The sequence below is a fragment of the Flavobacterium davisii genome (assembly GCF_042182265.1).
GTDB classification, from domain to species: Bacteria; Bacteroidota; Bacteroidia; order Flavobacteriales; family Flavobacteriaceae; genus Flavobacterium; species Flavobacterium davisii.
Window position 1 is genome coordinate 3,233,140 of record NZ_CP097869.1, and the last position, 14,702, is coordinate 3,247,841.

The following is a 14,702-nucleotide window of genomic DNA, read 5'->3' on the forward strand; positions in this document are numbered from 1 at the left end:
TTCAAAATTCAAGAATATTTCCATATCTAACAGTTTGATTCTTAAGGCTAACTTTTAATATTTAAGCCATTTATATAATTCTTTCCAAGTAGGCTTTTTACCATACATTAATATTCCTACTCGATAAATTTTGCTAGCAAACCAAACTACCCCTAAAAAAGTTCCGAAAAGTAGCAATATAGATAGTACTAATTGCCAAACGGGAACCCCAAACGGAATACGCATTAACATGACTATTGGTGATGTAAATGGAATCATAGAAAAAATAGTTGCAACAGTTCCGTGTGGATCATTTACTACTGTAAAGAAACCTACATAAATTCCTAACATTAACGGCATAATAATAGGCAATAAAAATTGTTGCGAATCAGTTTCTGAATCAACCGCTGCTCCAATAGCAGCATACAAAGAGCTATATAAAAAATACCCTCCTATGAAATACACTAAAAAGAAAGCAACTGTAGTTAAAACTGGTATCTCGTTATAATAAAGATTAACCTTTTCAATCATAGCTGTTATATTCTCTGCTTGCGAAGGTAATTGCCTCATAGCTTCATGTACTGTTGCTGTATCTGTTGAACTACTCAAAAAAATAGAGGATCCAAAGAACAATAATAATACTAACGCGATCCAGATAACAAATTGCAAAATACCAGCTAATGAATTACCAATAATTTTACCCATCATTAATTGATATGGCTTTACGGATGAAATAATAACTTCAATAATTCTGGATGTTTTTTCCTCTATAACACTTCGCATTACAAAGTTTCCATAAATAATAATAAACATCATTATTAAATAGCCAAAAGCACCTCCAAAAAACACCTTTATTTCATTTAAGTATTTTAAACCTTCTTCACCTGAAAACTTTTCGATATGAAGTGCTGATTCCACCTTCGCTTTTTCAATTTTTTCGGAATCAAATCCTAGTACTTTTAGATTTTCTTTAGTCAGATGTGCATCTACTAATTTTTCAATATCAGAAACAAATTCTAAACTAGGACTTTCATCTGAAATGTATGCTACTTTGTTTATTAATTCTTTTGATTCTACAACTTTTGGAATAAAAATTAAGCCTTCAAAATCTTTTGAAGCTGTTTTTTTTGCTAAATCAAAAGGCATTTGGGATAAATCGGTATACTTTATTTCTTTACTATTTTTGAAATCTTGTTTTAGAACTCCTCCTTCATCATGAATTGCAATTTTCTTAACTTCCCCTTTATTCATATTAGTTAGAACACCAATTAAAACTGACATTCCTAAAAAAAGTAAAGGACTTAGAAAAGTCATTATTATAAATGATTTATTACGAACTTTGGCAATAAATTCTCTTTTTATGATTAAACTCAATATATTCATATTTCGTAAATTTCAATTTTCAAATCACAAAACAAATAAAATAACAAACACTAAATACTAAGGTTTAAAAGTTATTTTTTATTTTGAATTTTATTTTTGATTATTTTTTATTGGTTACTGTTTGAATAAAAATATCATTAATTGATGGAATATTTTCTGTAAAATGGGTGACTTGTCCATTTTTAATCAAAATTTCTAATAATTCATTTTGCGTTTTATTTCCCAGATCAATTTCTAATTTAAGATCATTATTCAATGATTTAAAAGATGTTTGACTAACTGTAAATTTTTGTGTTAAATCATACATTAAACCTTCTACATTATTAGATAGAATACCCACCTGAAATTTATGCGTTCGATATTCTTTCTTAACATCACTTACCTTTCCTTCTATTAATTTATTAGATTTATGAATAAGAGCTATATAATCACACATTTCTTCTACACTTTCCATACGATGAGTTGAGAAAATAATAGAGGTTCCTTGCTTATTTAACTCAATAATCTCATCCTTAATTAAATTAGCATTTACAGGATCAAAGCCAGAAAAAGGCTCATCCAATATTAATAATTTTGGTTGATGTAAAATAGTCACAATGAATTGAATTTTTTGTGCCATTCCCTTTGATAGTTCTTGTATTTTTTTGTTCCACCAACCTTCAATACCAAATTTTTCAAACCAATATTTAAGTTGCTTTTTAGCCTCAGCATGAGGCATCCCTTTTAGTTGTGCCAAATACAAGGCTTGTTCTCCTACTTTCATTGTTTTATACAAACCACGCTCTTCAGGCATATAACCTATATATGATACATGGTGAGGAGCTAACTTTTCGCCATCTAAAAAAACTTCACCACTATCAGGCATTGTGATTTGATTAATAATACGTATCAAGGATGTCTTTCCTGCTCCATTAGGACCTAAAAGTCCATAGATACTCCCTTTAGGAACTTGCAATGAAACCGAATTCAAGGCGGTATAATCACCATATTGTTTCACTACTTTATTTACTTCAAGAATATTATTCATTATGTAAGTTTGAGTCGTTTTCTTTGCTTTCTGTAAAGCTGTAAAAATAAATAATTAGTTGTTGATAAATAAAAAATGTTACAAAAAATCCCAGCCTTTGATATCAAAAGTTGGGATTATATTTCAGATTCTGATGAACAAACTGTTTAAGTCTATAAATTATGAAAACATATCTTTTACTTTTTCAAAAAAAGATTTATCCGTTTTTTCTGGTTTTGGATTAAAATTGGAGTTTTCAAGATTTTCTTCAAAGAATTTCTTTTGTTCTTTTGAAAGATTTTTAGGTGTCCATACATTAATATGCACTAACATATCTCCGTTACCATAACTATTTAAACTCGGAATTCCTTTTCCTTTTAAACGTAAAATTTTTCCAGACTGAATACCTTCTTCTAGTTTGATGCGAACTTTACCTGTAACTGCATCTATATCTTTTGACACACCTAATACAGCTTCTGGATAACTTATATATAAATCATAATGTAGGTTTTCTCCTTCGCGTTTTAAAGTTGGATGTTCAATTTCTTCAATAGCTACAATTAAATCTCCTGCTACTCCATTACCAGGCGCATCGTTTCCTTTACCTGCAACCTTTAATTGCATACCATCTACCACTCCAGCTGGAATTTTGATAGATACCGTATCATCTTCTAAGATCATACCTTGTGAATCAGCATCAGAAGGTTTTTTATCAATCATTTGCCCTAGACCTCCACAAGAAGGACAAGGTGAAGCGGTTTGCATTCTACCTAAAATAGTATTTTGTATTTTAACAACTTGCCCCGAACCATTACATGTCGAACAAGTTTTATAGGTAACTCCTGTTGCTTGTATTTTTCTTTTTACTTTTATCTTTTTTTCAACACCAGTAGCAATTTCTTCTAGTGTTAACTTTACTTTGATACGAAGATTACTTCCTTTTGCACGACGTTGACCTCCGCCTCCGCCAAAACCTCCAAAGCCTCCACCAAAAGCACTTCCAAAAATATCACCAAATTGACTAAATATATCATCCATATTCATGTGATGACCTCCAAAACCTCCTGCTCCATCAAATGCGGCATGACCATACTGATCATATTTTGCTCGTTTATCGGCATCGCTCAACACTTCATAAGCTTCAGCTGCTTCTTTAAATTTTTCTTCAGCTGCTTTATCTCCAGGATTTTTATCTGGGTGAAATTCAATCGCTTTTTTACGATATGCTTTTTTAATTTCTGATTCAGAAGCTCCTTTGCTAACTCCTAATATCTCGTAAAAATCTTTCTTGCTCATAATTTTAATTTAAAATCTGAATATCTGAAATCTCAAATTGCTTACCAATATCAATTTCTAATCTCAAATTATTAATTGCCTATTACCACTTTAGGAAAACGAATAATTTTATCCCCTAGTTTATATCCTTTTTCTACTACATCTACCACTTTTCCTTTTAAATCATCACCTGCTGGAATTTGGGTAATTGCTTCCGCATAATCAGCATCAAACGCATCTCCTTGTTTGATTTCAACTTCATTTAATCCTTTTGATACCAATGTTGATTTTAATTTTTCATGAATTAACTCAACTCCTTTTACCAATGCTTCATCTTCTGATTTTGAAATTTGAACCCAAGCTCTATCAAAATCATCTAAAACTGGCAACATAGCTTGCAATACTTCTTGTCCTGCTGTTTTAAATAATTCAATACGCTCTTTTGAAGTACGTTTTTTATAATTTTCAAACTCTGCAAAAAGACGTAAAAATTTATCCTTTTCACTTGCTAACTCTTCTTGTAATTTTTCCTCAATAGTTAACTCATTAGCTTGAGTTGCTTCTACCTGTTCTTCTTGGGATTTTTCAGTATTGTTTACTTCTAATTCTTTTTCTGTATTTTCAGCACTCATTGTCTTATCAATTTTGAATTGCGATCGCAAAAGTATTGCCAAAAAACAAAAAATGCCAAATTGTCACTTTTTTTCTATTTAAATTGTATCTAAAGGAGACAATTTGTAAATTAGTAACTAATAATCAACACTTTAAAACTTATGAAAAAGTTATTAATTTTCTTCTATTTAATTGTCATTTATTCATTGATTTCTTGCAAAAAAGAAAGCACAACTGCCCATGGTAGTTACTTAACTCACTTACCTGAAATAAAAGGAATAAAATACCAAGTAGATACATTACGCTCTACAATCTATTGGACTGGCTTTAAGCCTTCTGAAAAACATACTGGAACTTTAAAACTTAAAGAAGGTCTTTTTATTTGTAATCAGAATACTATTGCCTTAGGACGTTTTTATATGAATATGAATTCTATAACAGTAACTGATTTAAAAGACAAAAAAGATAAAAACAAGCTAGAAAACCATTTAAAAGGGCTTGCTGACAAAAATATTAAAGATCATTTTTTTAATATATCCAAATATCCTATTTCTGATTTTAGAATTACGCATTCTGAATTAAAGAACAACAAAACTATCATTTATGGGAATTTAACTATTAAAGGCATAACAAAATCTGTTAATTTTCCTGCCAAAATTAATATTAATAATGATCAAATAAGTTTAAAAAGCGATACACTTCAACTAAATAGAACCTATTGGAATGTAAACTATGGATCAAAAAGTATTTTTGATGATCTTAAAGATGAATTTATCAGCGATCAAATTCACATACAAGTGAATTTAATTGCCAAAAAAATTAAAAAATAAAACTTAATTTCTATTTAATAAATCGTTCAACGCGTCTTCCAAATTCACATATTGAAATTGAAATCCTATCTGTTGAATTTTCACAGATGACACACGTTGTGAATCGTAGAGTAGCAGGTATTTTTCGCCTAAAATTAATTTCATCAAAAACTTCGGTAATTGCAAAACAATTAAAGGTTTTTGTTTAAACAAATCTAAAGTCAACATAAATTCTTTATGAGTAACAGGATCTGGCGCTACAGCATTATAAACACCTTGTATTTGATTTTCTAATGCAAAAAGAAATAATCTGGCCAGATCTTTTATATGTATCCAAGATTGCCATTGTTGACCTGATCCAAAAAGAACTCCCAAACCTAATCGTAACGGATTAAGTATTTCGGGTAATACACCTCCTTTTGAAGACAATACTAAACCGATTCGTAACTTACAAACTCTTATATTTAAATCCACAAACTTATCTACACTTTCCTCCCAAGATTTTACTACGTTAGTTAAAAAAGAATCATTAAAATTCATAAAATCTTCTGAATAATATTTTTCAATAGAAGACGGATAAACTCCTACAGCTGAGGCTGAAACTACACTCTGAACTTGATTAGGATTTTTTTGTAATAGTTTGTATAACATTTGTAAGGGAAGCACACGACTCTCTAGTATTTCTTTTTTATACCTAGAAGTCCATCTCTTACTTATAGGAGCTCCAGCTAAATGAATTATAGCACTCACCTCTTCTATACAAGCCGCATCTATTTCTCCTTTTTTAGGATTCCAATAAAAACCTTTTGTTTTGTTTGAGTGCTGCAACTTCTTTTTAGAAGTGGTTAAAAAATGTACGAACATGCCTTTTGCATGCAACATTTTAACAATTTCTTTACCTACTAAACCTGTGGCTCCTGTAACTAAAACTTTCACTTTGTTTTTTTATACAAATTTAGTAACACTAGACTTGCATCGTATGTTATTTAGGATTAGTTTAACTTTATAATATTACTTTTTTACTCGAACTGTCCATTCAAAATCCATAACAGAAACTTGATCTCCTTTTTCATCCATTCCTATGGATTTCATCCAAAAAGTTTGACCTTCTCCAGTAGCAATTGTGTTTTTTATAGCCTCCTCGATTAAACGTCCATCACTACAGGTAAATGTAATTTTCCCTGTGGCTTTTTTTGTAAAAGTTCCTTTATTATTGGCAACTAACATAGAAATATTTTTTCCGCTTTCTTTAATTTGTTTCATAACCAAGGCTCCTGTTGTTAACTCTGCTGCCATGGCCTGAACAGCAAAATACATAGAATTAAAGGGATTTTGATTAAACCATCTATGTTTAACTGTTGCTTGACATTCGTAATCATCTATTCTTTTTACTCGAACACCACTCCAAAAAGCTGAAGGTAGTTTAAAAAAAAGAAAAAGATTTAATTTAGTAGGTGTAAATTTCATATCTATCTAATTTATAACATGATAAAAAAAAATATAAACTCAAACAATACCACAAAAATTATTTTATTTCATGATATATTGGTTTTGCTAAACTACAAAAAATACTATGCGAGCCTAATTTTTAAAAATGTTAATTTTTTGTTAATTTAAACTACTTTGTTTTACATAGTACCTTCTTTTTACATTATCTTTGTATAAAAAATTAATAAGCTTAAAAAAGTATTAGCCTTATAAAACAACTATATTAAACATCATCAATCAAAAAGCTATAGTATTATGAAAACATCACTAATAACAAGACAAGAAAAAAATTACGCTTTTATTACTCATTTAAGTGCTTTTTCAAAATTAATATTCCCTTTAACTAATTATATCATTCCTATCATAATATGGAATACAAAAAAAAAGGAATCTTCTTTTATTGATTTTCATGGCAAACAAATTATTAATTTTCAACTTAGCATTTTATTATACACCATTATAGCCATTGCCATTGCAATTCCTTGTACAATAGGAAATATATTGAGTAATTTTAGTTGGAAAGAAATAGAAAAGGGACATTTTGAGTTAGAAAGTTTAGTATCTTACAATCTATCAGCCATATTTGCAATCGTTTGTTTTGTAATGATTATTCTATTAAAAACGATAGAGTTCTTCTATATTATATATGGAGCAATTAAAGCTCATGAAGGATTTTTTTTTAAATATCCATTGACAATAAATTTCTTAAAATAATGAAAACTAAAATAATTTTCAGTTTATTTTTTTTATTCAATTTCTCCTTTTTTGCTCAATCTGAAACAGAGATAATAAAAAAAATACAAAATTTAGATACCGAATTTTGGAAAGCTTACAATTCTTGTAACACAAAAGATATCGAAAAATATATATATGATGACATAGAATTTTATCATGATAAAGGAGGTATAACATTAGGAAAAGAGAATTTAGTCAATTCAATACAAAATAATTTATGTTCAAATAAAAATTATAAAATAAGAAGAGAATTAATAAAAAGAACAGAACAGTTCTCAATATTATACAGAGAAGGAAAACCTTATGGTCTTATATACAGCGGAGAGCATATTTTTTTATTAACAATAAACAAAAATAAAGAATATCCTGATGGAAAGGCAAAATTCATACATCTTTGGTTACTTGAAAATGAGCTATGGAGAATGAAAAGAATTTACAGTTACAACCATCAAGCTATAAAATAGAGAGTTTCAATCAATCAATCAATCAATCAATCAATCAATCAATCAATCAATCAATCAATCAATCAATCAATCAATCAATCAATCAATCAATCAATCAAAATGAACAGTTTAACAACAAAAAAGAAATCTTATGAACATTGAGAATACAAAAGCTCAGATGCGCAAAGGAGTTTTAGAATTTTGCATTTTATCCGTATTAAAAGAAAAAGATGCTTATACCTCAGAAATTCTTGATACGCTGAAAAATGCAAAATTACTAGTAGTCGAAGGAACCGTATATCCCTTATTAACTAGACTGAAAAATGATGGTTTATTAACTTATCGTTGGGAAGAATCTACTTCTGGTCCTCCCAGAAAATACTATGGTTTAACAGACAATGGAAAAAAATTTTTAAAAGAACTAAGCATAACCTGGAATGAACTTGCAGGAGCGGTAAACACTATAACATCACAAAACTAAGACTTATGAACAAGACAGCAAATATGAATTTAGGTGGTTTCTTTTTCCATATTGATGAAGACGCTTACCAAAAACTAAACAAATATTTTAATGCTATACGTAACTCTCTCTCTATTGAAGGACGAGATGAAATTATGAATGATATTGAAAGTAGAATTGCCGAACTTTTTTCTGAAAAATTAGATAGTGGTAAACAAGTTTTAAACTTAAATGATGTAGATGATGTCATTACTATAATGGGACAACCAGAAGACTATAAAATAGAAGAAGAGCCTACTATAAGTTCTAACTATTCTTACACTCGAAAAACAAAAAAACTTTATAGAGACAAAGAAACTGGTATAATTGCAGGTGTTTGCTCTGGTTTAGGACATTATTTTGGAATAGACCCTGTATGGCTTAGAATTGCATTGGTTTTATTAGTCTTTGCTGGTTTTGGTATTGGTTTATTAGCCTACATTATCTTATGGTTAGTCACTCCTGAGGCTATAACTACCTCTGAAAAATTAGAAATGAAGGGAGAACCCATTACCATTTCAAATATTGAAAAAAAAGTAAAAGAAGAATTTGAATCCGTTTCCGAAAAATTTAAAAATACTGACTATACCCAAATGGGGGAAAACGTAAGGCATGGAGCACAAAGAGTCGGAAGTTCTTTAGGTGATATTATTGTGAATATTATAAACATCTTTATCAAGTTCATTGGCGCTATTATGGTATTTACAGGTGGAATTACCATAATTGGTTTACTCATTGGTTTCTTTACATTAGGTTCTACCTCCTTCATGAAATTACCTTGGATTGAGTTTTTTGAATCATTTAATTATACGGGCACATCCTTATGGATCATTTGTTTAATATCATTTTTTGCTGTGGCTGTCCCTTTCTTCTTCTTGTTAATTTTGGGGTTAAAAATATTAATCCCTACCATTAATTCTATAGGAAATATAGCTAAATTAACCTTATCCGCTATTTGGTTAAGTTCAATCATAAGCCTTATTGCTCTAGGAATTATAACTTCTAGTGAATTAGCTTATGAAAATAAAATTGTTTATAAAAGTTATTTAAACAAAAATTTTAGTTTAAATGACACACTAACTCTTAAATTTAAAAACAATGAATATTTTTCTAAAGATGTAGATGATAGAACAAACTTTGAACTGGTTCAGGACTCCTTAGGTCACGAATACATCTATTCTAATAATGTAGAATTAGAATTAATGCCTACAGATGAAGCCAAACCTTATATCCAAATTGAATATACAGCCAAGGGAAAAACCTTGTCAGAAGCGAGAAAAAATGCAGACAGAATTGGATATAAATTTAGAAATGACGACTCTAATCCTAGTATTTTAAGTCTTGATAATTATTTCTTAATCGATCCTAAATATAAATTTCGTGATCAACAAGTTCGAATTTTCTTATTTGTTCCTAAAGGAATGTATATAAAACCGGATAGTTCTTTAAAATATTATGATATAACAAGTAGTGATTACTTCAGATTTTTTGCCTCTTCAAATGATTATGTATATAAAGTAGAAGAAAATAAAATAAAGTGTAAAAATTGTCCAACCAATCTACTAGAGGATGAGGATCAAGAAGAAGAATCTTCTTATGATGATAACTCATCTATAATCATAAATAAAGATGGTTTACAAATAAAAAAAGACACTACCCTCACAAATACTAAAGATATAAAAGAATTAAAAATTAGCAAAGAGGGTATTATCATTAAAACCGAATAATTTTTAAAAGATAGACTAAAAGTCCTATTCATTTTATTACATACTGTCACTTCGATCTAATTAACCAATAGACCATTAGAATCAAGAAAAAAGAGAATATTTTTTGGATTTTAAATTATTTTTCATTTATCATGATTTTACTTTACTTAGTCTATTTGATAAAGTCGAACGTTTAATTTAAAAACAGAATTATTATATTTATGAAAGGATGTGACAAAAAACTCATTTAACAACAAATAAAAATAACATTATGATAAAATTCATGGTTCATTTGGCTAAAATAATAGTTACCACGATAATAGCTTTCAGTTTTGGTTCTTGTAATTTAAACATAAATAAAGAATCCGCAAAAGGGAATGGTAAAGTTCTAACAAAAGAAAGAGAACTGACTGGATTTAGTAAGATATCTATTGCAAATGATTTAGAGTGTGAAATAACTCAAGGTTCTAACTTTAAAGTAGTTGTAGTAGCTGACGAAAATTTACATGAAGATATATTAACAGAGGTAAAAGATAATACATTAGAAATCAGCTCTCAAAATGGCAATTATACCCATGTCAAATCTAAAAAAATTTATATCACACTCCCTATTATTGAACAACTAGAAGCCTCTGGTTCTTCTCAATTAAAAACCAAAGGTATTCTAAAGAGCAATGATATTAAGTTAATAGCAAATAGTTCAGCTAATTTAGAAGTTTCCATAGAATCAGAAAAAATAACTATAGATGCCAGTAGTAGTAGCGATATAGTTATTTCTGGCAAAGCTATAAAACTTATCATCGAAGCTTCTAGCAGTTGTAATGTAGATGCTCATAATTTACTTGCTAACGATATTTTTGCTAATAGTTCAAGTAGTAGTGAAATTAAAATCCATCCTCTGGTATCATTACATGCAGATGCATCGAGCAGCAGTAGCATTTATTATTCAGGAACTCCTAAAATTAAAAAAATAACCAATTCTTCCGAAGCAACAATTGAAGAACAATAACTTGTATGCTTTTCCTTTTTTTAAAAGTTAAGAATAAGCCTTAAAAATCATTCCTTAAATAAGAATGATTTTTTTTTATATTTGTATTTTACCAAATTCTACAAAAATGAAAAAAATTAGCTTATTATTTATCAGCCTTATGACAACCATTACTTTCTCTCAAAACAAAGAAAGAATAAAAGGAACTAAAATGATAAAAACTGAAAAATATGGAACGGAATCATTTGAAGAAATTGAAATAGAAGACAACTTAGAGGTATATTTAGTAAAAGCTGAAAAAAATGCTATCGAAATTGAAGCAGATGATAATCTACATGATGTAATAGATCGCAAAATTTATGGAAAAACATTACGTCTTAATACCAACAAAGAAATAGCTACCTATAAAAAAATTGATGTTCGCGTGTTTTACACAGATAGTCTAAAATTAATCAACGTTAAACATCACGCAAAACTTAACGCGTTTAATGATTTAAATGTAAAAAAACTTACAATTAAAGCATTTGACTATTCCAAAATATCAATCAATGCTACAATTCCTGATTTCACATTAATTAGTAATGACAAATCTAAAACAGAATTAAATTTGAAAGGGAACAATGCTATCATAGAAATGAGTAAAAATACTGATTTAAAGGCTCTAATGAATACAAATTCTATAAAAATAGATATGTATCAAAAATCCTCGGCAGCTATAGAAGGAGATACAAATGAATTAAAATTACGTCTAGATAATAATACTAAATACGAAGGGAAAAATTTAACTTCAAAAAATACGACACTAACTGTTGAAGGCTACACGGATTGTGATATAGCTACAAATGGAAAATTAGCTATATCCGCATCAGGAAAAAGTAAATTAGCCATTTATGGAGAACCTAAAATTGAAATAATTAAATTTGCCGACGAAGCTGTTTTAATGAAAAAAACAAAATAAGGTTTATACATAATTTCTTTACCTATTTAAATCCAAATTCCGCATTCGAAATCTATTCAGCTTTATTTTCTAATGCGGAATCTGGATTTTATTCAGAAGTAATGAAATCTTGAATCTTGATCTTATTGATAGATTTTTATTTCTGAATATTCCTCTATAATTTCTTTAAAATAGCTTGCACCTCTCATTTATTAAAAAACAAATACATTGTTATTAATTGGTACACTATCTCTTATCAAAATTATTAAGTCATAATTATTTATTTAATAAGTCTTGTTGCAAAAATTTTATTATCAGTATTTATTTTTATTATATAAACACCTTTATCTATATTTTCTGGCAAATCTATTTCTAATTGACTAAGCGTTGAATTAATATTTTGCTGATAAACCATTTTCCCTATTGAATTTAGAATTAAAATATTTTTAAATTCCTTTGGCTCTGAAGTTTCTATATTTATTCTTGAATTTGTTAAGAAAGTAGGATATATTTTAAAAGAGTCATTTTGAAATTCTTGATTAGATAATACTTGTTTTTCTAATTTTTGTTTATAAATTTCTATTTCTCGTTCATATTTATTGACAACCTTGTACTTCAAAAATACTCTGTAATAATCTCCTTCTAAGGTTTTTACATAAAATTTCTTTTTAGACATTGTATAGCCTGGATTATTAAATTGAAAATTAAATTCTTTCCAATCATATCCAATAACATTCATATCTTCTTTGTATGTTAAATTTTCGAAATTAGGATTAATAACTTCATCTTCTTCTAAAACTTCTGCTACAACAAGTCCATCCTTTTGCAAACAACCTGTTACACTATACATATAATCACTAGGGTTTATTTCTGCTTTGTTTAAATTTTGATCATACGTGGTAAATAAGAAATCCCAAGACTGAGGTTCTTCATCTACAATAGAATGAGTATCTAGGTTATAATATACAAATTTATTTCCTAAATTTCTATAATCTAAATCGTTTATTACTTGTGTTTTTTCTGGTTCCCAATCACCTTCATTAAATTTTGAATAGCTGAAAACGTAATTTCTAAAACGAGAATTAATTTTTACTTTATAGTAATCTCCTTTCCAAGTTCCATTTGTAAAAATCGAATGTCGTATAATAAAAACACGGTTTCCGTTAACCTTATGTGTCCTTATATCATAAGCTCCCCAGCCAATATAATATTTATGAGGATTGGTTTGATCATCCCAATGATCATTATTTAATGCCCCTATATTCCAATCTACAGTGCTATTATATAACTCATTATCAGAACCTCTTGCTAAAGAGCTATAATTTTCTTTTGTTACTTGACTTAATTCCGTTTTATCTGTTTTATAAACTGTACATATTGCACTACTCGTATTAGCTCTAATTCCAAAACCTCGATCGTTGTCTATTTGAAACGCAAGGTGCCAATTAATTTCATTTTTAGTATTTTTTACGATTCCTGAGTTAAGCTTATAATATGCTTTATTTTCTCCATCGTTTCCTAAGTTAATTTTTGCAACAATTGGATTATAAACTATTTGAGTATAAGCACACCAATTGAAAATCATCAATAAAAATAGTTTTATTGTTTTCATATATATAGTTTTAAATTATTTTTTTGCGTCAAAAATCGCGCGCTCTTAACTCACGAGATAAAAGAGGTGCGTATTAAAATGATACTTGGTAAAAATTAAGTCTACAATAAAGAGTATTGAATTTTGGTATTACCTCTTTCCCCTTTATCATTAGTCATTGTAAGAAACTTTATTTTATAATAGTTGGATTGAATATCTTTTAGGACATAAAAGCGATCTGTTTTTATACTTGGTAATCCTCCAGCTTGAGACCCTCCTACTCTCCAGTTTGAGCCTATTATTCTTTGATCGGTTTTAGATGGTATAAATTTAGATTCTATTATATTTTCTTTTTTAAAATTTTCATAAGTATATTCGGATATGTTTACTTCATATACCTGCGTTCCTCCTTTCATATTAGAAATAACAAAATCTGCAAATCCATAAGTCACGATGTCTGTTCCCGATGAGATATAATTGGTAAAAGTGGTAAAGCATAAATCCCATAATTCTTTTTTAGGTTCTACCATTACAACATCTTCCTTTAATAAACTAAAAAAAGTAAAATTGTATAACTTATCTTTATCTATTATTTTTTCTTTAAAGTCTTTATCCAATAAATTTGCATATTGAATTTTATATCCTCCATTATTAGTTCTTAATATTCTAATTTTTTTCCAGCCTCTCGCATTTCCTTCCGTACTAACAGAACCTATTGCTGGCGTTTTTGTAGAAACTTCGAAACCTAAATTAAGCAGATATACCTTATTTTCATTATCCAGTGCAGAAATTTCGCCTATTGCAGTTCCTTGTCCTTGTCCTTTCCCATTTAAAATACCCGTAGCGTCATCACAATATCCATTTTGGACTAAATTAAATCCTCCTAATGGTACTACATTTTTATCTGGATTTTGAGCTAAGGTTATATCTATTTGATCTGTTTTTTTAACCGCCATAAATGTAGAACTGTTCAAAACCACTCTAAATTCATCGCCTGAATAAAAACCCAAATCCCATGTTCCTCTATTTACAACTTTAGATTCTCCTTTACTCAAATCTAAAAACACCTGATTAGGCTGATTAGCTCCCCCTATTTCTGGTTTTAATATTTCTTCTTTAGATATTAAGTGCTTTTCTTTTTCGTCTACCGATTCTTTTGAACAAGAAATAAAAGATGTAGCCAAATACAGTAATAATAGTCCTTTTTTCATATATTATAAATAGTTATTGTTATTTTTTATATCATTGAAA

The 14,702-nt window shown here is 28.6% G+C and carries 15 protein-coding genes; 7 read left to right on the forward strand and 8 right to left on the reverse strand.

Annotated elements, in window-relative coordinates; genetic code table 11:
- Nucleotides 1-54 precede the first annotated feature (54 nt).
- The 4 genes from NAB20_RS13815 to NAB20_RS13830 form a co-directional block, all read right to left on the reverse strand.
- Complete coding sequence (locus tag NAB20_RS13815) at nucleotides 55-1,362, reverse strand: ABC transporter permease (protein WP_088392225.1); 1,308 nt, start codon at nucleotides 1,360-1,362, stop codon at nucleotides 55-57.
- Nucleotides 1,363-1,462: 100 nt separating this feature from the next.
- Nucleotides 1,463-2,389, reverse strand: coding sequence for an ABC transporter ATP-binding protein (locus NAB20_RS13820; RefSeq protein WP_088392227.1), 927 nt, complete (start codon nucleotides 2,387-2,389; stop codon nucleotides 1,463-1,465).
- A gap of 159 nt (nucleotides 2,390-2,548) precedes the next feature.
- Nucleotides 2,549-3,664 carry a molecular chaperone DnaJ gene (gene dnaJ / locus NAB20_RS13825; protein WP_105196753.1) on the reverse strand — a complete coding sequence of 372 codons (1,116 nt, stop codon included), beginning with the start codon at nucleotides 3,662-3,664 and terminating at the stop codon, nucleotides 2,549-2,551.
- A 71-nt stretch (nucleotides 3,665-3,735) separates the two neighbouring features.
- The gene (locus NAB20_RS13830; RefSeq protein WP_088392231.1) at nucleotides 3,736-4,275 is read right to left on the reverse strand and encodes a nucleotide exchange factor GrpE; all 540 of its coding nucleotides are present in this window, start codon (nucleotides 4,273-4,275) and stop codon (nucleotides 3,736-3,738) included.
- 141 nt (nucleotides 4,276-4,416) lie between these two features.
- Between NAB20_RS13830 and NAB20_RS13835 the strand changes: the two genes are divergently transcribed.
- The gene (locus tag NAB20_RS13835; protein WP_127822794.1) at nucleotides 4,417-5,085 is read left to right on the forward strand and encodes a YceI family protein; all 669 of its coding nucleotides are present in this window, start codon (nucleotides 4,417-4,419) and stop codon (nucleotides 5,083-5,085) included.
- Nucleotides 5,086-5,088: 3 nt separating this feature from the next.
- On the opposite strand, the gene NAB20_RS13840 is transcribed toward NAB20_RS13835, so the two are convergent.
- Nucleotides 5,089-6,000 carry a TIGR01777 family oxidoreductase gene (locus tag NAB20_RS13840; protein WP_105196755.1) on the reverse strand — a complete coding sequence of 304 codons (912 nt, stop codon included), beginning with the start codon at nucleotides 5,998-6,000 and terminating at the stop codon, nucleotides 5,089-5,091.
- Nucleotides 6,001-6,075: 75 nt separating this feature from the next.
- Nucleotides 6,076-6,531 carry a DUF4442 domain-containing protein gene (locus tag NAB20_RS13845; RefSeq protein WP_375605259.1) on the reverse strand — a complete coding sequence of 152 codons (456 nt, stop codon included), beginning with the start codon at nucleotides 6,529-6,531 and terminating at the stop codon, nucleotides 6,076-6,078.
- Between the two features lie 276 nt (nucleotides 6,532-6,807).
- On the opposite strand from NAB20_RS13845, the gene NAB20_RS13850 reads away from it, so the two are divergent.
- The 6 genes from NAB20_RS13850 to NAB20_RS13875 all read left to right on the forward strand — a co-directional run bounded on the left by NAB20_RS13850 (nucleotide 6,808) and on the right by NAB20_RS13875 (nucleotide 11,881).
- Entirely contained in the window at nucleotides 6,808-7,266 is a 459-nt protein-coding gene (locus NAB20_RS13850) for a DUF4870 domain-containing protein (protein ID WP_105196756.1), read from the forward strand.
- Nucleotides 7,266-7,751, forward strand: coding sequence for a nuclear transport factor 2 family protein (locus NAB20_RS13855; protein WP_105196757.1), 486 nt, complete (start codon nucleotides 7,266-7,268; stop codon nucleotides 7,749-7,751). The genes NAB20_RS13850 and NAB20_RS13855 overlap by 1 nt, the downstream gene beginning before the upstream one ends.
- A 130-nt stretch (nucleotides 7,752-7,881) precedes the next feature.
- A complete protein-coding gene (locus NAB20_RS13860) occupies nucleotides 7,882-8,211 on the forward strand; it encodes a PadR family transcriptional regulator (protein ID WP_088392241.1) in 330 nt (109 codons plus the stop codon).
- Between the two features lie 5 nt (nucleotides 8,212-8,216).
- Nucleotides 8,217-9,956, forward strand: a complete 1,740-nt coding sequence (locus NAB20_RS13865) for a PspC domain-containing protein (RefSeq protein ID WP_375605260.1) — start codon at nucleotides 8,217-8,219, stop codon at nucleotides 9,954-9,956.
- A 250-nt stretch (nucleotides 9,957-10,206) separates the two neighbouring features.
- On the forward strand, nucleotides 10,207-10,944 hold the full coding sequence (locus NAB20_RS13870; RefSeq protein ID WP_105196759.1) for a head GIN domain-containing protein: 738 nt from the start codon (nucleotides 10,207-10,209) through the stop codon (nucleotides 10,942-10,944).
- A gap of 106 nt (nucleotides 10,945-11,050) precedes the next feature.
- Complete coding sequence (locus NAB20_RS13875) at nucleotides 11,051-11,881, forward strand: GIN domain-containing protein (protein WP_235819744.1); 831 nt, start codon at nucleotides 11,051-11,053, stop codon at nucleotides 11,879-11,881.
- Nucleotides 11,882-12,140: 259 nt separating this feature from the next.
- Here NAB20_RS13875 and NAB20_RS13880 read toward each other — a convergent pair whose 3' ends face one another.
- Together NAB20_RS13880 and NAB20_RS13885 are read right to left on the reverse strand one after the other, a co-directional pair.
- Complete coding sequence (locus NAB20_RS13880) at nucleotides 12,141-13,472, reverse strand: T9SS type A sorting domain-containing protein (RefSeq protein WP_375605261.1); 1,332 nt, start codon at nucleotides 13,470-13,472, stop codon at nucleotides 12,141-12,143.
- 101 nt (nucleotides 13,473-13,573) lie between these two features.
- Nucleotides 13,574-14,662 (reverse strand): HmuY family protein, encoded by a 1,089-nt coding sequence (locus tag NAB20_RS13885; RefSeq protein WP_105196017.1) that lies wholly within the window; start codon nucleotides 14,660-14,662, stop codon nucleotides 13,574-13,576.
- Nucleotides 14,663-14,702: the final 40 nt, after the last annotated feature.

What these genes read in the sequence shown, in the direction of transcription:
- NAB20_RS13815 (WP_088392225.1), bottom strand. Translation starts at nt 1,362, where the DNA reads ATGAATATATTGAGTTTAATCATAAAAAGAGAATTTATTGCCAAAGTT.
- NAB20_RS13820 (WP_088392227.1), bottom strand. Translation starts at nt 2,389, where the DNA reads ATGAATAATATTCTTGAAGTAAATAAAGTAGTGAAACAATATGGTGAT.
- dnaJ (WP_105196753.1), bottom strand. Translation starts at nt 3,664, where the DNA reads ATGAGCAAGAAAGATTTTTACGAGATATTAGGAGTTAGCAAAGGAGCT.
- NAB20_RS13830 (WP_088392231.1), bottom strand. Translation starts at nt 4,275, where the DNA reads ATGAGTGCTGAAAATACAGAAAAAGAATTAGAAGTAAACAATACTGAA.
- NAB20_RS13835 (WP_127822794.1), top strand. Translation starts at nt 4,417, where the DNA reads ATGAAAAAGTTATTAATTTTCTTCTATTTAATTGTCATTTATTCATTG.
- NAB20_RS13845 (WP_375605259.1), bottom strand. Translation starts at nt 6,531, where the DNA reads ATGAAATTTACACCTACTAAATTAAATCTTTTTCTTTTTTTTAAACTA.
- NAB20_RS13850 (WP_105196756.1), top strand. Translation starts at nt 6,808, where the DNA reads ATGAAAACATCACTAATAACAAGACAAGAAAAAAATTACGCTTTTATT.
- NAB20_RS13855 (WP_105196757.1), top strand. Translation starts at nt 7,266, where the DNA reads ATGAAAACTAAAATAATTTTCAGTTTATTTTTTTTATTCAATTTCTCC.
- NAB20_RS13860 (WP_088392241.1), top strand. Translation starts at nt 7,882, where the DNA reads ATGAACATTGAGAATACAAAAGCTCAGATGCGCAAAGGAGTTTTAGAA.
- NAB20_RS13865 (WP_375605260.1), top strand. Translation starts at nt 8,217, where the DNA reads ATGAACAAGACAGCAAATATGAATTTAGGTGGTTTCTTTTTCCATATT.
- NAB20_RS13870 (WP_105196759.1), top strand. Translation starts at nt 10,207, where the DNA reads ATGATAAAATTCATGGTTCATTTGGCTAAAATAATAGTTACCACGATA.
- NAB20_RS13875 (WP_235819744.1), top strand. Translation starts at nt 11,051, where the DNA reads ATGAAAAAAATTAGCTTATTATTTATCAGCCTTATGACAACCATTACT.
- NAB20_RS13880 (WP_375605261.1), bottom strand. Translation starts at nt 13,472, where the DNA reads ATGAAAACAATAAAACTATTTTTATTGATGATTTTCAATTGGTGTGCT.
- NAB20_RS13885 (WP_105196017.1), bottom strand. Translation starts at nt 14,662, where the DNA reads ATGAAAAAAGGACTATTATTACTGTATTTGGCTACATCTTTTATTTCT.